The 21,800-nt window shown below is 61.8% G+C and carries 22 protein-coding genes and 1 riboswitch; of the genes, 10 read left to right on the top strand and 12 right to left on the bottom strand.

All coding sequences use genetic code 11. The annotated features are described in order from the left end of the window. Positions 1 to 211: 211 nt before the first annotated feature. The gene (locus B6S08_RS00230) at positions 212 to 1,252 is read right to left on the bottom strand and encodes a PLP-dependent cysteine synthase family protein (RefSeq protein ID WP_094198780.1); all 1,041 of its coding nucleotides are present in this window, start codon (positions 1,250 to 1,252) and stop codon (positions 212 to 214) included. Between the two features lie 131 nt (positions 1,253 to 1,383). On the opposite strand from B6S08_RS00230, the gene B6S08_RS00235 reads away from it, so the two are divergent. Beyond that, entirely contained in the window at positions 1,384 to 1,851 is a 468-nt protein-coding gene (locus B6S08_RS00235; RefSeq protein WP_094198781.1) for an Lrp/AsnC family transcriptional regulator, read from the top strand. A gap of 13 nt (positions 1,852 to 1,864) precedes the next feature. Here B6S08_RS00235 and B6S08_RS00240 read toward each other — a convergent pair whose 3' ends face one another. Together B6S08_RS00240 and B6S08_RS00245 are read right to left on the bottom strand one after the other, a co-directional pair. Next, positions 1,865 to 2,485: a trimeric intracellular cation channel family protein gene (locus B6S08_RS00240; protein ID WP_094198782.1), complete on the bottom strand. Its 621-nt coding sequence runs from the start codon at positions 2,483 to 2,485 to the stop codon at positions 1,865 to 1,867. 124 nt (positions 2,486 to 2,609) lie between these two features. Then, positions 2,610 to 2,699: riboswitch (glycine riboswitch) on the bottom strand. Positions 2,700 to 2,759: 60 nt separating this feature from the next. Continuing rightward, positions 2,760 to 3,575, bottom strand: a complete 816-nt coding sequence (locus tag B6S08_RS00245; RefSeq protein WP_094198783.1) for an AraC family transcriptional regulator — start codon at positions 3,573 to 3,575, stop codon at positions 2,760 to 2,762. 94 nt (positions 3,576 to 3,669) lie between these two features. Here B6S08_RS00245 and B6S08_RS00250 point away from each other — a divergent pair, with 94 nt between their 5' ends. Next, a complete protein-coding gene (locus tag B6S08_RS00250) occupies positions 3,670 to 4,653 on the top strand; it encodes a bile acid:sodium symporter family protein (protein ID WP_211284184.1) in 984 nt (327 codons plus the stop codon). On the opposite strand, the gene B6S08_RS00255 is transcribed toward B6S08_RS00250, so the two are convergent. Next, on the bottom strand, positions 4,625 to 5,563 hold the full coding sequence (locus tag B6S08_RS00255; protein WP_094198785.1) for a class I SAM-dependent methyltransferase: 939 nt from the start codon (positions 5,561 to 5,563) through the stop codon (positions 4,625 to 4,627). The two genes, B6S08_RS00250 and B6S08_RS00255, sit on opposite strands and share 29 nt — an antisense overlap. 118 nt (positions 5,564 to 5,681) lie before the next feature. Then, positions 5,682 to 6,845, bottom strand: a complete 1,164-nt coding sequence (locus B6S08_RS00260; protein ID WP_094198786.1) for a Na/Pi symporter — start codon at positions 6,843 to 6,845, stop codon at positions 5,682 to 5,684. Positions 6,846 to 7,095: 250 nt separating this feature from the next. Here B6S08_RS00260 and osmY point away from each other — a divergent pair, with 250 nt between their 5' ends. The 5 genes from osmY to B6S08_RS00285 all read left to right on the top strand — a co-directional run bounded on the left by osmY (position 7,096) and on the right by B6S08_RS00285 (position 11,268). Further along, positions 7,096 to 7,764 (top strand): molecular chaperone OsmY, encoded by a 669-nt coding sequence (gene osmY / locus B6S08_RS00265; protein WP_094198787.1) that lies wholly within the window; start codon positions 7,096 to 7,098, stop codon positions 7,762 to 7,764. 88 nt (positions 7,765 to 7,852) lie between these two features. After that, a complete protein-coding gene (locus tag B6S08_RS00270; protein ID WP_094198788.1) occupies positions 7,853 to 8,014 on the top strand; it encodes a DUF1328 domain-containing protein in 162 nt (53 codons plus the stop codon). 87 nt (positions 8,015 to 8,101) lie between these two features. After that, entirely contained in the window at positions 8,102 to 8,917 is an 816-nt protein-coding gene (locus B6S08_RS00275; protein WP_094198789.1) for a CLCA_X family protein, read from the top strand. Further along, complete coding sequence (locus tag B6S08_RS00280) at positions 8,914 to 9,453, top strand: macro domain-containing protein (RefSeq protein WP_094198790.1); 540 nt, start codon at positions 8,914 to 8,916, stop codon at positions 9,451 to 9,453. The genes B6S08_RS00275 and B6S08_RS00280 overlap by 4 nt, the downstream gene beginning before the upstream one ends. A 96-nt stretch (positions 9,454 to 9,549) precedes the next feature. Next, positions 9,550 to 11,268 carry a potassium/proton antiporter gene (locus B6S08_RS00285; protein ID WP_094198791.1) on the top strand — a complete coding sequence of 573 codons (1,719 nt, stop codon included), beginning with the start codon at positions 9,550 to 9,552 and terminating at the stop codon, positions 11,266 to 11,268. A gap of 16 nt (positions 11,269 to 11,284) precedes the next feature. Here B6S08_RS00285 and B6S08_RS00290 read toward each other — a convergent pair whose 3' ends face one another. From B6S08_RS00290 to B6S08_RS00305, 4 genes are all read right to left on the bottom strand, one after another. Next, positions 11,285 to 11,674: a rhodanese-like domain-containing protein gene (locus B6S08_RS00290; protein ID WP_094198792.1), complete on the bottom strand. Its 390-nt coding sequence runs from the start codon at positions 11,672 to 11,674 to the stop codon at positions 11,285 to 11,287. Positions 11,675 to 11,830: 156 nt separating this feature from the next. Next, the gene (locus tag B6S08_RS00295) at positions 11,831 to 12,280 is read right to left on the bottom strand and encodes a YtoQ family protein (protein ID WP_094198793.1); all 450 of its coding nucleotides are present in this window, start codon (positions 12,278 to 12,280) and stop codon (positions 11,831 to 11,833) included. Between the two features lie 76 nt (positions 12,281 to 12,356). Further along, positions 12,357 to 13,466 carry a PQQ-dependent sugar dehydrogenase gene (locus B6S08_RS00300; RefSeq protein ID WP_094198794.1) on the bottom strand — a complete coding sequence of 370 codons (1,110 nt, stop codon included), beginning with the start codon at positions 13,464 to 13,466 and terminating at the stop codon, positions 12,357 to 12,359. After that, positions 13,447 to 13,881, bottom strand: a complete 435-nt coding sequence (locus tag B6S08_RS00305) for an IS1096 element passenger TnpR family protein (RefSeq protein WP_094198795.1) — start codon at positions 13,879 to 13,881, stop codon at positions 13,447 to 13,449. Before B6S08_RS00305 ends, B6S08_RS00300 begins: the two co-directional genes overlap by 20 nt. Before the next feature lie 190 nt (positions 13,882 to 14,071). On the opposite strand from B6S08_RS00305, the gene B6S08_RS00310 reads away from it, so the two are divergent. Both B6S08_RS00310 and B6S08_RS00315 read left to right on the top strand, forming a co-directional pair. Next, on the top strand, positions 14,072 to 15,091 hold the full coding sequence (locus B6S08_RS00310; protein WP_094198796.1) for an amino acid ABC transporter substrate-binding protein: 1,020 nt from the start codon (positions 14,072 to 14,074) through the stop codon (positions 15,089 to 15,091). 12 nt (positions 15,092 to 15,103) lie between these two features. Then, positions 15,104 to 16,783, top strand: coding sequence for a GGDEF domain-containing protein (locus tag B6S08_RS00315; RefSeq protein ID WP_245849779.1), 1,680 nt, complete (start codon positions 15,104 to 15,106; stop codon positions 16,781 to 16,783). Between the two features lie 13 nt (positions 16,784 to 16,796). Here B6S08_RS00315 and B6S08_RS00320 read toward each other — a convergent pair whose 3' ends face one another. Both B6S08_RS00320 and ppnP read right to left on the bottom strand, forming a co-directional pair. Then, complete coding sequence (locus B6S08_RS00320) at positions 16,797 to 18,299, bottom strand: Na+/H+ antiporter NhaC family protein (RefSeq protein ID WP_094198797.1); 1,503 nt, start codon at positions 18,297 to 18,299, stop codon at positions 16,797 to 16,799. A gap of 212 nt (positions 18,300 to 18,511) precedes the next feature. After that, positions 18,512 to 18,838, bottom strand: coding sequence for a pyrimidine/purine nucleoside phosphorylase (ppnP, locus tag B6S08_RS00325; protein ID WP_094198798.1), 327 nt, complete (start codon positions 18,836 to 18,838; stop codon positions 18,512 to 18,514). Between the two features lie 139 nt (positions 18,839 to 18,977). Between ppnP and ovoA the strand changes: the two genes are divergently transcribed. Next, entirely contained in the window at positions 18,978 to 21,098 is a 2,121-nt protein-coding gene (gene ovoA / locus B6S08_RS00330) for a 5-histidylcysteine sulfoxide synthase (RefSeq protein WP_094198799.1), read from the top strand. A gap of 190 nt (positions 21,099 to 21,288) precedes the next feature. Here the strand turns inward: ovoA and B6S08_RS00335 are convergent, their stop codons facing one another. Next, positions 21,289 to 21,657, bottom strand: a complete 369-nt coding sequence (locus B6S08_RS00335; RefSeq protein WP_165662274.1) for a cupin domain-containing protein — start codon at positions 21,655 to 21,657, stop codon at positions 21,289 to 21,291. Positions 21,658 to 21,800 lie beyond the last annotated feature (143 nt).

Here is a 21,800-nt window from a genome sequence, read left to right on the forward strand (position 1 = left end):
GTGACCCCAGGGTAGGTTGGCAATGAGCGAAGCGAATTCCAACACGAAAGCGGCTGTGATCTGTTAACTCGTTCCCACGCTTCGTGTGGGAACGCATACCGGGGCGTATTCGGGCTTACGCCGAAGAGTGTGAAAAGTGGTAGGCCCGGCTTTAGCCGGGCAATGTATTCATCGGCTGAGGCTGTTGCCCGAATAAATTCGGGCCTACAAGTTACCCCAGCAGTGCCAGCTGCTCGCTCCAGGGGGTGATATCGCCGATATGCTCGGCGACCCAGTCGGCATTGTAGTAGGTGTCCAGGTAGCGCTCGCCGCCGTCGCACATCAGGGTTACCAGGGAGCCGGTTTTGCCGGCTTTTTGCATGTCCTGCGCCAGCTGCAGCACGCCCCACAGGTTGGTGCCGGTAGAGCCGCCGGCCTTGCGCCCCAGCATGCGTTCGAGCCAGTGTATGGTGGCGATGCTGGCGGCGTCGGGCACCTTGATCATGCCGTCGATTACCTCGGGCAGAAAGGAGGCTTCGACCCTGGGGCGGCCAATGCCCTCAATGCGGCCGCAGGCCTGGCTGGTAAGGGTATTGTCCCGCTGCTGAAAGCTGTCGAAAAACACCGAGTTTTCCGGATCCACCACCACCAGCCGGGTGTTCAGGCCGGCATAGCGAATATAGCGCCCAAGAGTGGCCGAGGTGCCGCCGGTGCCGGCGCTCATTACGATGGCCTCGGGCTCCGGGTGGGGCTCTTCTGCCAGCTGGCGGAAAATGCTTTCGGCAATGTTGTTGTTGCCGCGCCAGTCGGTGGCCCGCTCGGCGTAGGTGAACTGATCCATATAGTGGCCGCCGGTTTCCCGCGCCAGCTGCTCGGCGGCGTCATACACCTGGGAAGCATGACCCACAAAGTGGCAGTGGCCGCCCAAGCGCTCCACCTGCACGATTTTGCTGCGGGTGGTGGAGGCCGGCATCACGGCGGTAAAGGGCAGTCCCAGCAGTTTGGCGAAATAGGCTTCCGACACCGCCGTACTGCCGGATGATGCCTCCACTACATGGGTACCTTCACGAATTTGCCCGCTGCAGATGGCGTGCAGAAACAGCGAGCGGGCCAGCCGGTGCTTGAGGCTGCCGGTGGGGTGGGTGCTTTCGTCCTTGAGGTAGATATCAATGCCGGTGAGGGCGGGAATGTCCAGCCGGTAGAGATGCGTATCCGAGGTACGCAGCTGATCGCTGGAGAGGATTTTCAGGGCGTTGCGGGTCCACTGGCTCATGAGTACGGCTTCCATGAAAAACGGAGGTGATAAGCAGAATTGTATTCTCAAAAGCCGAAAAAAGTTTTCTCTTGTTCCCGGTATGGCGCATAATTTTTGGAATAATTTTCTCTTACCTGACGGTTTTTCAAATGGATAATTTCGATCGTCACATTCTGGCCCTGTTGCAGCAGGACGCCACCCTGGCGCTCAAGGATCTGGCCGAAGTGGTCAACCTGTCCACCACGCCCTGCTGGAAGCGGGTCAAGCGACTGGAAGAGGCCGGCTATATTCGTGGCAGGGTGGCGTTGCTGGATGCCGAACGGCTCGGACTGGGTCTGTCGGTGTTTGTGCAAATCAAGACCCAGCACCACGACAGCCGCTGGCTGACCCGCTTTGCCGACACGGTGACCGCCTTTGACGAAGTGGTGGAGTTCTATCGCATGTCCGGCGAATGGGACTACATGCTGCGTGTGGTGGTGGCCGACATCGCCGCCTTTGACCGCTTCTACAAAAAGCTGATCACCAGCACCGAAGGCCTGTCCAACATCACCTCCAGCTTTGCCATGGAACAAATCAAATACACCACGGCCCTGCCCCTGGGGGATGCCGTGGTGTAGCCGCGATGGCGGTTCAGCCGTGCCAGCGTCCCGGTGCATAGGAAAATACCGGCAAGGACCAGCCCCAGCGAATGGCGCTCAGTCTCAGGGCCAGGCCGACGGCGAACGAGGCCAGTATGTTGATGTCTTCCTCCACCCCCAGATGGCGCAGCAGCAGATGGAGCAGGGCCACCAGCAGCGACACGCTGGCGTAGAGCTCGTGGCGCAGCACCTGGGGCGTCCTGTTGCACAACACATCCCGCAATATGCCACCAAAGATGCCCGTGGTGATGCCGGCCATCACCACAACCGGTATTGAATAACCCAGCTCCAGAGCGACGTTGCAGCCGATAATGGTAAAGGCGATGAGGCCGGCGGCGTCGAGCAGCAGAAACAGCCGGTGCAGCCGGTGCATGACCCGGGCAATGGGCATGGTGATCAGGCCGGCACCAATGGTGAGGTAGATGTAGCTTGGATGCTGGGTCCAGCTGATGGGAAAGTTGCCCAGCATGATATCGCGGACCGTGCCGCCCCCCAGGGCGGTAAGAAAGGCAACCAGGCTGACGCCAAACAGATCCATATTGCGGCGCCCCGCGGCCAGGGCGCCGGACATGGCTTCAGCGGTGATGGCGATAAGGTAGACAGAGACGAGCATCGAGCATTCCTGTGAGATAACAAACTGCCTCTCCCCCTGTCCCTTGAACCTGAGAGTTTATACGGTGAATGCCGCTTGCTCCTTCGGTGGGCTGCCGCCGGCAACCGCTCTCCAGTAGGCTTGTTGATGAACAGCAGTACCTTTGCCTGAGCGTTTATGGGAGTTTGCGCCTTCGGCGGAAGCCTGTTCGGCTTCTCTCTCCTGCTGTACGCGGATTCTACCAACTAACCATGAAAGTCTGGAATGTTATAAAGTCTTTTGGCGTGCTGATTGGTTATTTATTGTGTTCCTTTCGTTTGTCTGTTTGCCTAAAGGCACCCGGGGGGCAGCCCAGCAGCTCGCCAAAGGCGGCGATAAAGGCCGAAAGGCTGTCGTAACCGCATTCCAGGGCTACGTCGGTAATACGCAGGTTCCGCTCCAGCAGGGGCAGGGCGGCCAAAAGGCGGGCACGCTGGCGCCACTGGCGAAAGCTCATGCCGGTGTGGCGCACAAAATAGCGGCTCAGGGTCTTGTCGCTGATCCCCAGTCCGGCACTGAAATGCGCCATGGGCCGGCGGCAGTCCGGGTGCGAGGCCAGGTAGTGGCACAAACCGGCAAGGGGCTCGTTATCGGGCCAGGGCAGCCACAGCTCGCGGGAAGGGGCGTCGGCCAGCCGATCCAGCAATACCGCCACCAGCCGGCCTTCGGCGCCGGCCTCATCGTATTCCACGTCGAGGGCGCTGAAGGCCAGGATCAGCTCCCGCAGCAGCGGGCTGATCTCCAGCACGTGGCAGGGGCGTGCCGGTACCACATCGGGAGAGATATACAGGCTGCGGATTTGCGTGCCCGGGGGGCACTGCACGCCATGGCCGAGTCCGGGGGGAATCCACACCGCCAGCCGGGGCGGCACCACAAAGCGGGCCCTGTCGGTGTTCACGGTGAGCACACCCTCGGCGGCATAAGACAGCTGTACCCAGGGGTGATGATGGCGGGCTTCAATGGCCTGGTTGGCCAGCGACCGCCGCTGCCCGAGCACCGGCCGGGGCAGTTGCTCAAGCAAGGCGAGCCGGTCGAGCAGTGACTGCTGATTGTCTGTTTCGCGACACTTCATCTCTTTTTGCCGACAAGGTCCTGTTTGGGCTCAGGCTATAGTAGCCCGCTGTTTGTCTCAATCGGGAAAGTTCAAAATGCTCAGGTATTTACGTTTGCTGTTCGATAATTTCACCCTGGTGCTGCTGGCGGTGGTGGCCACGGCCAGCCTGTTGCCGGCCCATGGCCAGGGGGCGGAGGTGTTCAACCGGCTTACCGCGGTGGCCATTGCCCTGCTGTTTTTTATGCACGGTGCCAAGCTCTCGCGCCAGGCCATTGTGGCCGGCGCCACTCACTGGCGACTGCATTTGCTGGTGTTTGGCTGCACCTTTGTGCTGTTTCCGCTGATTGGCCTGGCACTGAAACCCCTGCTGCTGCCGTTGCTGGGTGAGGCGCTGTACGTGGGGGTGCTGTTCCTGTGTGTGCTGCCGGGCACGGTGCAGTCGGCCATTGCCTTTACCTCCCTGGCCGGCGGCAATGTGCCGGCGGCGGTATGCAGTGCCTCGGCTTCAAGCATTCTCGGCATTGTGCTCACTCCGCTGCTGGTGGCGGCACTGTTGCAGATGCAGGCGGGGAGTGCGGTATCGCCGCTGGACTCCATGGTGTTGATCAGTGCTCAGCTGTTGCTGCCCTTTGTCGCCGGGCATTTGCTGCGGCCGCTGATCGGCGGCCTGGTGGAGCGCCACCGCGTGTGGCTGGGACGGGTGGATCAGGGCTCCATCCTGCTGGTGGTGTATACGGCGCTGAGCGCGTCCGTGGTGGAAGGGCTATGGCAATCGGTGTCGGGGGCGCGGCTGGCGTTGCTGACCCTGGTATGTTGCGGGTTGCTGGCGCTGGTGCTGTCGCTGACCGCCTGGCTGGGGCGGATACTCGGCTTTAACCGGGAAGATCGCATCACCATTATTTTTGGCGGCTCCAAAAAGAGCATGGCCACGGGTGTACCCATGGCCAAGGTGCTGTTCGCCGGCGCCCTGCTGGGGCCGGCGTTGCTGCCGCTGATGATTTTTCACCAGATCCAGCTGATGGTATGCGCCGTGCTGGCCCAGCACTACGCGCGAAAAGGCAAGGGGCTCAGCCCAAAGCAAACACCAGTGCCTTGAGACCGGCCTCGGGATCGATGTCGGCAAACTCGGGCGGGTTGTCGAGGCGCTCCACAAAGCGCAGTGCCGGCGCCTGCTCGGCCATGCCGTCAATCAAAAAGCGGCTGTCGAGGTCGGGATCGTTGACGCAAGCCAGCACCGTGCCCTGGGGGGTGAGCAGTTCCGGCAGGCGTCGCAGTATTTTGGCGTAGTCCCGGGTCAGGGCAAAGCTGCCCTTCTGAAACGAGGGCGGGTCGATAATGATGAGCTCATAGGGCCCGAGCTTGCGCACCTTGCCCCAGGACTTGAACAGTTCATGGCCGAGAAAGCCGACCCTGTCCAGATCATGGTGATTCAGCCGGTGGTTGTCCCGGCCCCGGGCCAGTGACGACTTGGCCATGTCCAGGTTCACCACGCGCTCGGCGCCGCCGGCGATGGCGGCCACGGAAAACCCGCAAGTGTAGGCAAAGAGGTTCAGCACCCGCTTGCCCTCGGCCTGCGCCCGCACCCACTGCCGGCCCAGGCGCATGTCCAGAAACAGGCCGTGATTCTGGTTGCGGCCAAGGGTCAGCTGATAGTTCAGTTCGTGCTCGCGCACGACCGGCCTGGCGTCAAACTCTCCCCAGAGCACTTCCAGCGGAGAGCCTTCGCGGCTGCGGTGCTGCAACAGCAGGGAGCGGGCGCCGCTGTGCCGCCAGACGGGGGAGGCAATCAGCTCGGTTAACAGCTGCTGCAGCTCGTTCAGAAATTCGGGCGATGGCTCCCGGAACAGGCTCACCAGCAGCTGGCCGTCGAGCCAGTCGGCGGTGAGCTGCTCCAGCCCGGGCCAGCGACGGCCCCGGCCGTGAAACAGCCGGCGCGTCTCGGCGGGCTGGGCATCAAGGGCGGCGTGCAGGTGGGCCTTGAAAGTGAGCAGGGCGGTGGCGTCCATTTGAGTGTTATCCGGCAAGAAAAAAGCAGGCGCCATTCTAGCCGCCTGCTTTTGAGAACACCACTTACCCCTTTGGGAAGCCGCTGCTTCGCTTACGGGCGTTTCGGCGCGGAGTGAGTTACAGCCATTGGCTGAGGCCCACCAGCCCCAGGGGCAGGGCAAAGAAGACGCCGCCGATATAGGCCGCCACATAGCCCTTGTTGCGCTGGGCCAGTTCGGCCAGGCCTTCGGCCATGTACATGGGTAACGTGCGCAGCATGGGCAGCACATAAATCAGCGCAATGGCCATGATGTTGAACAGCAGATGCACCAGGGCGATTTGCAGCGCCACCATGGCCGAGGCACCGGTGATGGCGGTGGCCGCCAGCAGGGCGGTGATGGTGGTGCCGATGTTGCTGCCCAGAATAAAGGGGTAGACCTGCTTCAGGCTGAACATGCCGGAGCCGGCCAGGGGCACGATCAGTGAGGTGGTGGTGGACGACGACTGCACCAGCACGGTCACCAGGGTGCCCGAGGCCATGCCCGACACCGGGCCACGACCCACGGCGGTGCGCAGAATGCCCATGGCGCGGCCTTCCATCAGGGTGCGCAGCACGCGACCAATCTGGGTGACCACCATCAGGATAATGCCGATACCCAGCAGGATCAGCGCCACACCGGACCAGATACCGGGCAGCCAGGCCACGCTTTCCTTCAATATGCCGGTGCCGGGGGCCAGCATGGCCTTCATGAAGTTCATGTTGCTCATGCTCATGCTGGCGTCGCTCACCAGCAGGCCGGACAGCCACTCGGAGGTGCGGGCCAGGGGCTGAAACAGCAGCTCCAGCGGCAGTACGATGGCCACCGCCAGCAGGTTGAAACTGTCGTGCACGGTGGCGGCGGAAAAGGCGCGGCGGAATTCCTCGCCATTGCGTACGTGGCCCAGGCTCACCAGGGTGCTGGTCAGGGAGGTGCCGATATTGGCGCCCATCACCATGGGAATGGCAATGGCCACCGGCAGGCCGCCGGCCACCATGCCGACGATGATGGATGTGACAGTACTGGAGCTCTGGATCAGCGCCGTGGCCACCACGCCGATAATCAGCGCGATAATGGGGTTGGAAGCAAACTCAAACAACACCTTGGCGTCTTCGCCGGCGGCGGCCTTGAAGCCGGCGCCAATGGCGCTCACGGCGGCCAGCAGCAGATAAACCAGGGCGGCCACCAGCAGCCAGGACAACCAGCGAGGGGCACTTTGGCTATGGGGGGTGGCGGTGGACAGGGCGGAGGTTTCAGGGCTCATGGTACATCCTCATCGTCATGATGCGCGCACTATGCCGGCCGAATATGACGGTTTTATTACAATGTGACACTGGTATGACGGTACGATGAAATTACCGGCTCCGACAGCCTCGTTCGCACCCGATTTCCATCGACTTGCCCTTGCTCCGGCCAGACGCAATAGTGAAACACCCTGGATGTAACGCGAACGCGTTTGCATTCTGGTTAATGTCATCAATCAGTACATCAGGTCACAACCGGAGGAAGAGAGCATGAAAAAGCACGTATTTTCCCGTTCCGCACTGGCTGTTGCATTGAGTTCCGTTCTGGTGGCGGGCGGCGCCCTGGCCGCGGAGTCCACCGCCCTGTCCGGCAAGGCGGAGGTTTCCGCCGAAACCCGCTCCCTGAGCGGCAAGCTTGAGGCCACCGCCGAGCAGGCCGGTGATAAGGTGGGGCAGGCCGCCAGGCAGGCCGGCGCCCTGATGAATGACAGCGTGATCACCGGCAAGGTGAAATCGGCGCTGCTCAATGACGAGGGCGTATCCAGTGTCGATATTTCGGTGGAAACCGATAACGGCAGGGTGGTGCTGAGCGGCTTTGTGCCCGAACAACGGCAGGCCGAGCGGGCCGTAGCGGTCGCTCAGGGAGTGAAGGGAGTCACCGCCGTGGACGATCAATTGCATGTTCAGGCCAGGGGCGAGGCCGAAGGCGGCTCCCTGGCCGGCCTGGCGGGTGACGCCCTGGTGACCGGCAAGATCAAGGCCATGCTGCTGGCGGATGAAATGGTCGCCGGCACCGCGGTCAGCGTGGAAACCGACAACGGTGTGGTGCACCTGAGCGGTGAGGTGGACAGCCAGGCGCAGGCGGAGCAGGCCGCGCGCCTGGCCCGCAAGGTGGACGGCGTGGCCACGGTGAAAAATGATATCAGGGTGGTGAACTGATAACGCCTAAGCTTGAGTTTAAGCCATTGGCCACTCGCCGCCCGGTGGGTGGCCGGTTGAGTTTAACATCGATGAGGGAGGGCAAGTCATGTTTCGCTGGGGCATCATTTTTCTGGTTATCGCCATTATCGCCGCCCTGCTGGGGTTCAGTGGCGTGGCGGGTACCGCCGCCGGCGCCGCCAAGCTGGTGTTTGTGGTGGGCATAGTGCTCTTTATTATCAGCCTGTTTACCGGGCGCAGAAGGCCCTGAAGTCCGCTTCGCCGCCGTTAATGGTTTTTGCACCGGCATCAGTTGCGGTAAGCTGAAGCGGTAACAGTGACAACAGGCGGCATGCGAATGGGTGACTGGGCCCTCAACAACAGGTTTTATCGTAACGGGCCCGACCACCTTTCAAATGAGCCGGTGGATTTTGTGCATGTTCGCCGGCGCTTTGATTTTCGCAGCATTGAAATCGGCCGCTGGGTGACGCGACCCGAGCGCGAGGCTGTGGCCGGCCACTTTTATAATGCCCTGTGTGATCTCATGCTGATCCTGCAGGGCCCCGAGTCACTCATTTCCCTGCGCGGCACCCTGTCGCTGCAATACGGCACCGGTGGCCGGCCGGGCGTATCCGCCCATTACAGCCCCGCCACCCGTTGTTTTTCCCTGGCCAAAAATGCCGGCCCCGGCAGCATTGCCCATGAGTGGTTTCACGCCTTTGATCACTATATGGCCGGCAAGGCCCTGGCCGGGGTTACCGGCCATACCCTGGCATCCCAGGCCTGGCTCAACAATGCCGCCACCCTGGCGCACCCGCTTAACGACATGCTTTTTGCCTGCTTTGCCGCCGTGCTGCTGAGTGAAGACGGCACCGGGCCCAGCCCGCTGTTTTATGCCTCGGCACGGGTGGACGAGCAGCAGGGTATGGTATATTTCAGTCGACCCGAGGAGTTGTGCGCCCGCGCCTTTGAGGCTTTTATACAGGATGCCGCCATCAAGAACGGCTTTCTGGTCAAGGGCACCAAAGCCACTCGGGAGGCGGAGCTGGGCTTGTATCCTCAAGGCGAGCAGCGCGCCCGCTGCAACGCCGCCTTTGGTCGTTACTTTCATACCCTGGGACGAGCCCTGCGGCGTCAACATCGTGGCCCGGCGGATGAGGGAGGTGAGTCATGACATTGTGGCACCTTGGCGTCGCCATCGAGTGCGTACAGGGCGATATCACGCAGCAGGCCGACATGGCCGCCATCGTCAATGCCGCCAACGGCGCCCTGTTGCCGGGCGGTGGCGTAGCCGGGGCCATTCACCGGGCCGCCGGCCCCGGGCTGGCACAGGAATGCCGGCCACTGGCGCCGATTCGGCCGGGAGAAGCGGTGCTCACCGGCGGCCACCGTCTGCCCAATGCACATGTCATTCACTGCCTGGGGCCCGTCTACGGCGTGGACGAGCCGGCCCCTGCGTTACTGGCTTCCTGCTATCGCAAGGCACTGATCCTGTGCGAGCGCCATGGCGCCGAGTCGGTGGCCTTTCCGGCCATTTCTACCGGCATTTTCGGGTATCCGCTGGCGCCGGCGGCGCGCATTGCCGTCGAGACGGTGCTGGCGACCCTGCCCGCCTGCCCGAGCGTAAAACGGGTGCGTTTTGTGCTGTTCGGCGCCGCCGATCTGGCCTGCTATGAACAGGTGCTGAACGAATGGAAAAGCGGTAATTGAATTTATATTTTTAAATAATCACTAAAAATTCACTTTTAGGGGGCCGCCCCGACTGTGATATAACATTCATATCTAAAAAGAATCGGAATAATCATATTGAATAATATCGAACACCTGTTTTTGCTGGCCGGCGCCCTGCTGTGCCTGAGTGTACTGGCCACCCTGGTGTCGGCGCGCTCGGGCATTCCCATACTGCTTATTTTCTTGCTGATCGGCATGCTGGCCGGTGAGAGCGGTCCCGGTGGCATTCAGTTCGAGAGTTATTCCCTGGCCTATTCGGTAGGCAACCTGGCGTTGGCCATTATTCTGCTTGACGGCGGCATGCGCACCCGCATGGATACCTTTCGCGTGGGGCTCAAACCGGCGCTCAGCCTGGCCACCCTGGGGGTGGTGATCACCAGCGGCATTACCGGCATGCTGGCGGTCTACATTCTGGATCTGGGCTGGCTGCAGGGGTTGCTGCTGGGGGCCATTGTCGGCTCCACCGACGCCGCGGCGGTATTTTCCCTGCTGGGAGGGCGGGGCATGCAGCTCAACCAGCGGGTCGGCGCTTCCCTGGAAATCGAGTCGGGTACCAACGATCCCATGGCCATTTTCCTGACCCTGACCCTGATTGCGCTGATCACCGGCGAGATGGACAGCACCGGCGATGCCCTGTTGTTTCTGCTGAGCCAGTTCGGCGTGGGCACCCTGGCGGGGCTGTCGGGGGGCTGGCTGCTGGTGCAGCTGATTCGCCGCATTCACCTGGTCTCCGGGTTGTATCCACTGCTGGTGGCCGGCTTTGGCCTGGCCCTGTTTGCGTTGACCGCGGTGCTGGAAGGCAGCGGTTTTCTGGCGGTGTACCTGGCCGGGCTGGTGCTGGGCAACTCCCGGCTGCGTAACCTGGAGTCGATTCTGCCGATGTTCGATGGCCTGGCCTGGCTCAGTCAGATTGGCCTGTTCCTGATCCTGGGGCTGCTGGTGTCCCCCGCCGACATGTGGGCCATGGCGCTGCCCGCCAGCCTGATCGCCCTGGCCATGATCTTTATTGCCCGGCCGCTGGCGGTGCTGGCCTCGCTGTTGCCGTTTTTCCGCTTTAACGCACGGGAGCTGGGATTTATTTCCTGGGTGGGGTTGCGCGGCGCCGTGCCCATTGTGCTGGCCATTTTTCCGCTGATGGCGGGCATCGAAGAAGGCAACATACTGTTCAATGTGGCCTTTTTCGTGGTGTTGATCTCCCTGCTGGTGCAGGGCTCCAGCCTGCCGCCGGTGGCCCGCTGGCTGAGTGTGGAAGTGCCCCCCGAGCCGGCGCCCCGGCGGCGCTCCATGCTGGGCATTTTCAAGGAAAACGACTTCGAGATGTTCCTGTACCGTGTCGACAGCCAGTCCCTGGACGGCGTGGTGGTTCGCCAGCTGACCTTTCCGCCCCACTGCCGGGTGGCGGCGGTGTTTCGAGGAGAGCACCTGCTGCCGGCTTCGGGCAGCACTCGGCTGGCGATGAATGACATGCTCTGTGTGATCGGCCGCAGCACCCACCTGAAAACCCTCAACAACATGTTTGGCGGCGATCTGGAAACGGCGCGGGAGAAGGCCAGGGCCTTCTTTGGCGACTTTATTCTCGCCGCCGACGCCCGCATGGGCGATGTGGCACTGATGTACGGCGTGGACGTGGCAGAAGACGAGCTGGAACTGACCCTGGGCGACTTCGTGCTGGCCCACAGCAGTGGCCACCCCGTGGTGGGGGATCACTTCGTGCGTTACGGCATGGTCTGGACGGTGGCGGACGTGGACGGCGACCGTGTACTCAAGGTGGGTCTGCGCGAACGGGAACTCTGAGCCTCAGCCGGCCTGCTTATCGGGCCGGCAGGGTGTGACCGGCGGGTTGCAGCCGGGGCGAAGGGGCGGGCGGCGCCGAGCCCCGCAGTGCACTCAGGCTGCCAAAGTCCTCTACCCTGTGGTAGCCCAGTGCCTGCAGGGCTTCCATGGCCATGCGCGAACGCCGGCCATCCTGACCGTAAAGGTTGATGCGGGTCTCGCGGTTGGGAAAGCGTTCGGTCACCCCCCGGGCGATGTGGGTGTGGGGAATGAGCACCGCCCCCGGCAAGTGATCCTGCTGATATTCCTCGGCGCTGCGTACATCTACCCAGACCGGACCTCGCCTGTTCGCGTCCTCAGAGACCGGCTCGGCGGCCATCAGCGGCGTGGTCAGGGTCAGCAGCAGGGGAAGGAGGCGGGCATTCATGAAGACTTAACCTGTTCAGTGATGTTCGCCCCCAGTGTAAAACAGAACCTGTGGTGGCCAAGGAACGAACGGTCACCGGCCGACAGAAACCGGCACAGCAATGCAAAAACGGAGCCACAAGGCTCCGTTTTTTAAGGCTTAATGGGGTGTGTCGGTTCAGGACATCAGGTAGGCCAGGATCTCCACCACCTGTTCCGGGTGACGGCAGGTGGCCTTGGCGGCTTCGTCCACTTCCTTCAGCGGGTGATCGTGCTCGGCGTCGTGCAGGGTGATGATGGGCACACCGGATGCCACGGCAAAGCCGGCGTCAAAGGCGGCATTCCATTGCTTGTATTTGGGGCCGAAACGCACCACCACCAAATCCGCTTCGCGAATGTGGGTGGAGGTACGAATGCTGTTAATGCCGGAGGCTTTGCGGTCACGCCAGAAGTTGTCTTCCTCGCTGCCCAGAATGTTCACGCCCACCATGTCGCTGGCGTCGTGATCGGTCACGGCGGAGCTGAAGCGTACCTTCAGGCCCTTGGCTTCACAGCCGGCGATGATTTGCTCGCGCCAGTCGGTGTGGATTTCGCCGGAGAGGTAGACGTTCCAGATCTTGTCGCTCATATTGCTTCCTTATTGTTCACAAAAGTAACTTAAATAAAGTACAGTTGTTACAGGTTACCCCATTTCGGCGGCAAAATCAGCCCTTGGCTGCGGCCGGCACCAGCTTGAGCAAACGGCCGTCGGGCGCGTCGGTCAGCACCAGAATACCGCCGTCGGTGGCCTGGGCCAGGGCGCGAATACGCCAATCCCGCTCCTGCAGCAGATGGTGCTCGCTCATCACCCGCTCACCTTTCAGTGCCAGCCGCACCAAACGGCGCTTGGCCAGGGCGCCCACAAACAGATTGCCGCGCCAGCCGGGAAAGGCGTCACCGGTGTAAAACAGCATGCCCGAAGGCGCGATGGAGGGTACCCACACCCAGAGCGGGTCTTCCATGCCCGCCTTGCGGTTGCCTTCGCCGATAACGCCGCCGCCGTATTCCTCGCCAAAGGTCACCACCGGCCAGCCATAGTTGGCGCCCCTGCGAATGCGGTTGACCTCGTCGCCCCCCTGGGGGCCGTGTTCATTAATCCACAGTACCCCGGTGCCGGGATGGATGGCGGCACCCTGCACATTGCGATGGCCCAGGCTCCAGATTTCGGGCAGGGCACCGGGCCTGTTCACAAAGGGATTGTCGGCGGGCACGCCGCCGTCGTCGTGCAGGCGAATGATCTTGCCGAGGTGATTGTCCAGCCGCTGTGCCTGATGCCGGCTGTGGTAGCGGTCGCCGGTGGTGATAAACAGAAAGCCGTCGGCATCAAAGGCCAGCCGGGAGCCAAAATGGGCGCGGCCGTGGGTTTTGGGGTGCTGCACAAACACCAGCTCAACGTCTTTAAGCCCGTCAGCCGTCAGTCTGGCCCGGGCCACGGCGGTGCCGGCCCCACCCGGGCCGGGCTGGCTGAAACTGAAATAGAGCCACCCGTTGCGTTCAAAGTCGGGGTGCAGGGCCAGATCGAGCAGCCCGCCCTGGCCGCCGGCGGCGATGGGCGGCAGGCCGGACAGACTGTGCCGTTCGCCGTCGGGTCCAAGCCGCAACAGCTGGCCCCGGCGCTCGCTGACCAGCAGGCGGCCGTCGGGCAGCTCCACCAGCCCCCAGGGATGATGCAGGCCGGTGGCCAGGGTCTGTACGGTGTAGTCTGCTACTGCCAGGGGGGCGGCCAGCAGCCACAGCAGCAGTGCCGTCAGCCACTTACCATTCGGGTTCGGCATGGGGGTCATAGCCTTCGTATTGCACCGGACGAGTGCCGCTTTCACCACTGACGCGAGGGTAAGGCGCATCGGGGCCGGCGTCTTTCGGGCGCTTGCGGGATTTGCCCACCTGAAAAATCCAGTCGTCACCAAAGTCGAACCAGTAGAACAGTTTTTTGCCGGCGGGCAGCGGAAAGAGCGAGGCAATGCTGGCGCCGTGGGAGAATTCTTCGCCATCGAACAGCTGGCGCTCGGCGCCCTGCGTCTTGCGGGAAATAAAAAAGGCATAGAGGTGATCGTTGTCAAAGTGTACCGCCTGCTGAATGGCGAGATGCAGATCATGCAGCGAGGCCTGATCATCAATGTCCAGTTCGCAGCCCCAGTCGTGATGGGCATACATGCCGGACTCCAGCCGGACCGAAAGGGTAATGAGCATGGGCCGCTCCTCGGGTTAACAACCTATCATCAGAATAGTCGTTGATGGCCGGGCCGGGCTCGGCCATCAAGGGTGAACGCTATGATTAAAAAATGGACAGATTAGGTGCCGAATGGCAATGTCATTATGCCAATACGGTCAAAATGGTACATGCTGACAGCAACGGAAAATCGACGACAAGGATGTGAATATGCCGGCTCAACGACGGGGTAACCCGCTTATTGCACTGCTATTGCTTGCCTTTATGCTGACCGGCCTGTCGGCTCGGGCCGAGACCCTGCCCCAGGTGATGAATCATGGTGACATTCGGTGCGGGGTCTTTCCCGATGATCCCGGACGCAGCGCCATTGACGAAAACGGCGTCTGGCGCGGTTTTTATGTCGACTTTTGCCGAGCCACCGCCGCCGCCCTGTTTGGCGACCCAACCCGAGTGCAGTTTGTGGAGGTGGATGCCACCAGCCGTTTTTCCACCCTGGAACACAGGCGCAGCGATGTGGTGATGTACAGCGCCACCTGGACCCTGGGGCGGGAAGATCATTACCGGGTGGCCTTTCCCGCCATCTATCTCTTTGACGGCCAGGGGCTGATGGTGCGACGGGGCTCGGGCATCACCGCGCTGGCGGATCTTCAGGGCAAAACCATTTGCGTGACCGAAAACACCACTACCCATAGCCACCTGCTCAGCCTGATGGAACGGGATCAGATCCATGCCCAGGTGCTATTTTCCAATGGCGACAGTTTTTTTCGGGGGCACTGTGACGCCTACACCGCCGACCGCATCAACCTGGCCATCAACCGGGCGCACCGGGCCGACAACCCCGATGAGTATTACATTTTACCCGAACTGCTCTCTCGGGAGCCCATCAGCCCCATGGTCAGAAATGATGATGACCGCTGGGTGCGGGTGATCCGCTCCGTGGTGCACGCGCTGATCCTGGCCGATGACAAGGGCATCACCCAGGCCAGTGTGGAGGCGGTGCGCCGCCAGAGCACCGACACCGAAGTGCAGAACCTGCTGGGAGTGAGCGGCAATGTAGGGGAGAGGCTGGGGTTGCCCGCCGACTGGGCTTACCAGGCCATTCGCAGTGTGGGTAATTACAGTGAAATTTATCAGCGCCACTTCGGGCCGGGCACGCCGGTCAACGTGGCACCGGGACTGAACCAGCCCTGGTCCAGAGGGGGGCTGCTGTATGCGCCCCTGTTTCGGTAAGCGGCCGCCCCCGTGAGCCGGACTCGAAAGGGCAGGGTGCACCAGAGCCTGGGGCGGCGCCTCAGCCTGGTGATCATGCTGGTCTTCAGCCTTTATCTGTTGTCGGCGTCGCTGTTTGCCTATGTGATCTATCACCAGTACACCGTACTGGTGGGAACCCTGGGCAGCCATTTCGAACGCGCCATGATCGCCGCCGAGCTGACCCGGGATGCGGAGTCCATCGCCGCCGAGGTCTATGAGCTGCTGGTGGGCAATGACAGATCCATCAGTGCCGGCAACCGCCGGGTGGATAACCTGGCCCAGATTTACCAGGCCACCCGCAAACGGTTGGAACCGTTGTCTGAGGCCGATACCCAGGCCCTGGATCGCTGGCAGACGCCGTTTTTCAGCAGCCTGGATCGCCTCAACGAGCGCCTGCGCGCCGAGCAGGAGCTGCAGGCGACCCAGTTTCAGCGGGTGGACATGCTGTTCCTGTTGCTGCAGCGGGTGTCGACGCTGGAGCAGGGCGAGGCCTTGCCGGGGGCAGAGCGGCGTTTTGTCGGCCAGGCCCTGGCGGGGCTGGGTTACGCCGCCGCCGCCCTCAGTGCCGAGCGTCCCGGCCATATCGCCCGGCTGACCCGCTATTGCCGTCAGCAAATGCAGGAAATGATGGCATTGCCACTCACCCATCCCGACTTTATTACCCTGCGGGAGCAGCTCGCCCAGGAGCTGCCGGACGTCTTTGCCAGCCGTTCACCGCTGCTGCGCCATGGCCGCGCCACCCTGGCCACGGCGCGACAAACTCGCGTGCTGGCGCAGAAGCTCACCAGCGCCACCTTTGGTTATCACCAGCGGCTCAAAGTATCGGCCGGGGAGGCCCTGCAGCAACAAAAGGCACTGATGCACCGTTCCCTGGCGGGGCTGTTGTCCGCGTCACTGGTGCTGGTGCTGATCACCCTGGGGGCCCTGTTTTACATTCGCCGGGTCATTATTCAGCGCATCAATCGTCTCAGCCGGGCCATGCAGGCCCACTGGCAGGGGGAGGGGCCGCCCATTCCCATCGACGGCGATGATGAAATCAGCCGTATGGGAGGGACTTTTGAGGCCTTTGTGCGGGCCCGGCAAAGTGCGGAGCAAAAACTGGCCCTGGCCAACCGTGAACTGCAACAGATGAACCTGTCGCTGCATCGCCTGAGCGAGTTGGACGAGCTCACCCAGATTGCCAACCGGCGCTGTTTTGACCGGCATTTTCAGGCCGAATGGCGGCGGGCCCAGCGCGAGAAGCGCTCGCTGGCATTGATCATGGGGGATGTGGACGACTTCAAGCGATACAACGATGAATACGGTCATCAGTGCGGCGACGAGTGCCTGCACCGGGTGGCCCAGGCGCTGGCCGGGCGGCTGCACCGGGAAGGCGACATGGTGGCCCGCTATGGCGGCGAGGAGTTTATTGTCTTGCTGCCGGGGCTGAGCAGGGAGCAGGCCCGGCAGGTGGCCGAACAGTTACTGACGACGGTGCGGGAGCTGAATATTCCCCACCGGCAGTCGGTGCATGGCCGGGTGACCCTGAGCCTGGGCGTGGCGGCCTGTGTGCCACGCCCGGATGCGCGCTTTGAAACCCTGGTGGGGGAGGCGGATCGGGCGCTGTATCGGGCCAAGGAGCAGGGGCGCAACCGGCTCAGCGTGCGGCCGCATGACGACGCGGCCGGCTGACCGGCCCCGAGGTTCAGGCCGGCTGGGCCTGCAGCTGCCGCTGGCGCCGGGCCAGCAGGGTCACCAGCAGCAGCTGAACGACAATGGCTCCGGCGAGGATCAGCGGGCTGGCACTGAACCCGGCGAGCACGAAGCCGCTCAGGGCAATGCCGCCGTTGAGCAGGGCGTAGGGCAGCTGGGTGCGGAAGTGTTCAAACTGATCACAGCCCGAGCCGGTGGACGACAATATGGTGGTTTCCGAAATCGGCGAGCAGTGATCGCCAAACAGGCCCCCCGACAGCACGGCACCGATGCAGGCATAGAGCGGCGCGTCGATGGCGATGGCGGTGGGAATCACCAGCGGCAGCATGATGGCGAAGGTGCCCCAGGACGAGCCGGTGGCAAAGGAGATGATGGCCGACAGCAAAAATGCCACCGCCGGCACCAGCCAGGCAGGGAAACCGGCCTGGGCCTGCTCGGCGATGTAGGCGGCGGCGCCCAGTTCCTTGCCTACGCTGCTCAGGGTCCAGGCCAGGATAAGCACAATGGCCACCTGCATCATGTTGCCCATGCCCTTGAGGTAGACGGCAATGCCATCGCTGACCCGGCGCACGCCATGCACTGCCATCAGCACGATCAGGGTGGCGGCGGCGGAGAAGTAGGCGGTGGACAGGGCGGCACGGAATACCGATCCCGATATCTTTTCAAAGGGAAAGCCGAGCGGCCCCAGCATGGCCAGCAACACCGCCCCCATTACCAGCAGCGGCGCCCAGACAAAGCTGGCGCGGGCATTGTCGTGGGTAAAGGGCTGCAGTTCATGCAGGGGGCCGGCGGCAATTTCCCCGCGCAGGGCGGCGCGCTCGGCCTCGGCCATGGGGCCGAAGTCCAGCTTTCTCAGCGCGATCAGCGGCACCAGGGTGACCGCCAGCACGGCGTAAAACTGAAACGGTATGGCGGCAATAAAGGCCTGCCAGTCGCTCAGATCCAGCTCAAGGGCGGTAAATTCCTTTTGCAGCAGGCCCATGATGTATACGCCCCAGCCGATAAAAGGCACCAGTATGGCCACCGGCGAGGCGGTGGAGTCGATGATAAAGGCCAGCTTCTGGCGGGACACCTTCAGCTTGTCAAACAACGGCCGGAATACCGGGCCGACGATCAGCGGCGTGCCCAGATCCGAGAAAAAGATAACGATGCCGCCCAGCCAGGCGGACAACTGGGCCCGGCACTTGCTGCTGACCCAGTGGGTAACCCGGCGGGCAAAGGCCTGGCCGCCGCCGGACTGTTCCATCAGCGCCACAAAGCCGCCGATAAACACCAGCAGTACCAGCACGCCGGCGTTATAACTGTCGGTAAGCTGGGCCACCAGGTGATCCTTGACCAGAATGCCAAAGGTATCGAGGGGATGCAGCCAGTCGTTGAGCATGAGCACGCCGCTGAGCACGCCGGCAAACAGGCCGATAACCACGTTACGGGTGGTGAGCGAGAGCAGCAGGGTCAGAAAAATGGGGATCAGCGAACTGATATGCGGACTTTCCATTGAAGCGGGTTCCTGTACGGCATTGGCCCGGTGCGGCCACAACAAAACGAGGGGCGGACTGTAAACAAGGCGAACGGAAGGCGCAAGGAGAAGGAAAGCGTTAGGTGAATTTTTTATCGGAAAAAGTGGTTTTATTTAGGGTGTAAGGCCAAAAGCAGGCATTTTGGTGCATATTTATTCCAAGTGGCGGCGGTTTCCCGCCGCCTCGCCGCTTACTTGAAGTAGGAGCAGCAGTAGTCCACCAGGCTGTGGATTTTGAGGTTGAAGCTGGCATTGGCGGGCACCTCAAAGGACTGGCCGCCCTGAATACGCTGCCACTGATCGCTGCCCGGCAGCTGAACTTCCAGATCGCCGGCGGTGATTTCCATCAGCTCGGCGGCATCGGTACCAAAGGTGTATTCACCCGGCAGCATGATGCCCAGGGTCTTGTGGCTGCCATCGGCAAACTTCACCACCCGGCTGGTGACCTTGCCGTCGTGGTAGACATTGGCCTGCTTGACCACGGAGACGTTGTCGAACTGAGTATCGGCGTGAGACATGTTACTTCCTGTAGCTGTGTTGAGAGGGGATTGGTTATAGCACAACCCCGGGCGCCGTAAAATGCCCTTGACCCAGACATCCCGGCCTTCTCATTTTCCCTGCGTCAAGGTAACGTAATCAAAAAATGTGAACAGGGACATGTTTATGCGCACCTTGGCAGACGCCGTCACTCGAACCCCGCTGCTTACCGGCACAGAGCCGGGGCAAAAGCGGGAAGAAATCCGCCGTTATTTTCACCATACCTTCAGCCTTTATGAGGCGCTGTTTGACTGCATCGCCACCGAGCAGGCCTATTATTCCCGTCCCGAGCCGCTGCGCCACCCGCTGATTTTCTATTTTGGCCACACCGCGGTGTTTTTTATCAACAAGCTGGTGCTGGGCAAATACCTGCCGGCGCGCATCGACGAGCGGCTGGAGTCCATGTTTGCCATTGGCGTGGACGAAATGTCCTGGGACGATCTCAACGACGCCCACTACGACTGGCCCGGCCTGGCCCACACTCGGGACTACCGCAAGCGGGTGCGCGAGACCGTGGATGCCTTTATCAGCAACATGCCCTTGACCTTGCCAATCAGGCCCGACAGCGCCGCCTGGATGGTGCTGATGGGTATTGAGCACGAGCGCATTCATCTGGAAACCTCCTCGGTGATCATGCGCATGCTGCCGCTGACGCAGCTGAACGTCCACCCGTTGTGGACGGCCTGCGGCGACACCGGCCCGGCACCGCAAAACGCCCTGCTGCCGGTGGACGGCGACACCATCACCCTGGGTAAACCGGCCTCGGCGGCCACCTATGGCTGGGACAACGAGTACGGCAGCAAGACCGTGGAGGTGCAGCCCTACCGGGTCTCGCAATTCCTGGTGTCCAACGGCGAATACCTTGAGTTTGTGCGCGCCTGTGGTTACCAAAAACCCGAATACTGGACCGAGGAAGGGCGCCAGTGGCTGGGCTTTACTCAGGCCCGCATGCCCCGCTTCTGGCTTGAGCGTAACGGCGCATACTGGCAGCGTAACCTGCTGGAAGAAGTGCCGCTGCCGCTGGACTGGCCGGTGGAGGTGAACTACCTCGAGGCCAAGGCCTTCTGTCACTGGAAGGCGACGCAAACCGGCACTCACATTCGCCTGCCCACCGAGGCGGAGTGGACCCTGCTGCGCAATCGCATCGACGTGGATCAGACCGACTGGACGCGGGCGCCGGGCAACCTCAACCTGGAGCATTACGCCTCGTCCTGCCCGGTGAACCGCTTTGAGCAGGATGGCATCTTTGATATTACCGGCAACGTCTGGCAATGGACCGAAACCCCCATCGACGGCTTTCCCGGTTTTGAGGTGCACCCTTTGTATGACGACTTTTCCACCCCCACCTTTGACAACCGGCACAACCTGTTCAAGGGCGGCTCCTGGATCTCCACCGGCAATGAGGCCACCCGTTATTCCCGCTATGCCTTTCGCCGGCATTTTTTTCAGCATGCCGGCTTTCGTTATATTGAATCCGACAACCCCGAGGTCCCCGTGGAACCCGTAAACACCTATGAAACCGACGAGCTGGTGGCCCAGTACCTGGAATTTCACTATGGCGACGGCTACTTCGGCGTGGCCAATTACCCGGTGGCCTGCGTCAATGCACTGTTGGCCCACCTGCCCGATGTGCACCGGGGCAGGGCGCTGGATCTGGGCTGCTCGGTGGGACGCGCCAGCTTTGAGCTGGCGCGTCATTTCGACCGGGTGGATGGCATCGACTTTTCCGCCCGCTTTATTCAGCATGGCGTTCAGCTGCAGGAAAGCGGCCAGACCCGCTTTGCCATTCCCACCGAGGGCGAGCTGGTGGAATTCAGGGAAGCCGGCCTCGAACAAATGGGCTATGCCGGCGTGGCGAGCCGCATCGAATTTGTACAGGGTGATGCACACAATCTTAAGCCCCAATTTACCGGCTACGACCTCATTTTCTGCGGTAATCTGATAGACCGGCTGTACGATCCGGCGGCCTTTCTGGCTCAGGTGCATGCGCGCCTCAACGCCGGTGGCTGCCTGGTGCTGACCTCGCCCTATACCTGGCTGGATACCTATACTCCCAGGGCCAAGTGGCTGGGTGGCATCAAGGTCAACGGCGAGAACTTTACCACCCTGGACGGCCTGAAGCGGGAGCTGGGCGAGCGCTTTGAGCTGGTGGCCCGGCAGGACATTCCCTTTGTGATTCGGGAAACCCGACGCAAGTTTCAGCACACCCTGGCCGAAATGACGGTCTGGAAGCTGAAATAAGCGGTTACTTCATCAAGGAATCGGTGAGGGGTGAAGAGCATCCCCCCTCACTCTTTCAGGCGTCTTTCAAGATAGTTGTCGCCTGTTTATTTTTAGGCCGCGTTTTCTGGGGCTGTCTTTTGGCGCTGAGGGGGCAGCGCAACATGACCCGATGACGTTAGCTCAATTCACTCGGCGCCGGGGGTGTGGCTCACAGACCGTCAAGATGGGCCGCGGAGACAAAGATTTTTTTGGCGTATTCTTCGACCACCCAGGTAACACGGGTCCCCTTGGGCACAACAAAGGAGTCGCCCTTGTTGTACACATGGGTCACACCGCTGTCTTCCTCGATGATCTTGACGCTGCCTTCGACGATATGACAGAACTCGAGTTTGGGGTGGTTATGTTCCCAACTGCCGGCGGTACAGTCCCAGGTTCCCGCCTTGAAATTGCCCGAGCTGTGATCAAAATAGGTCACATTGCTGGCAAACGGCTCGCCGGATTTGGGGTTTGTTTTTGGCCCCGAGGTGCGTGATACCGGTTCGGACTTTTCAAGGGTGACCACGTTTTCAACAGGCATGCTTCTTCTCCGTATATCCGTATATGACAAGAATGGTGTGACGCCGTATCCCCACGGCATGTGGAGGAATAGGTAGCCGAAGCGTCTGCCCCGGCACAGAAGCCGGGGGTTGCTACCCGCGAGGAGCCGGCCGGGAAATATAG

It is taken from the genome of Oceanimonas doudoroffii, assembly GCF_002242685.1.
Taxonomy (GTDB): domain Bacteria; phylum Pseudomonadota; class Gammaproteobacteria; order Enterobacterales; family Aeromonadaceae; genus Oceanimonas; species Oceanimonas doudoroffii.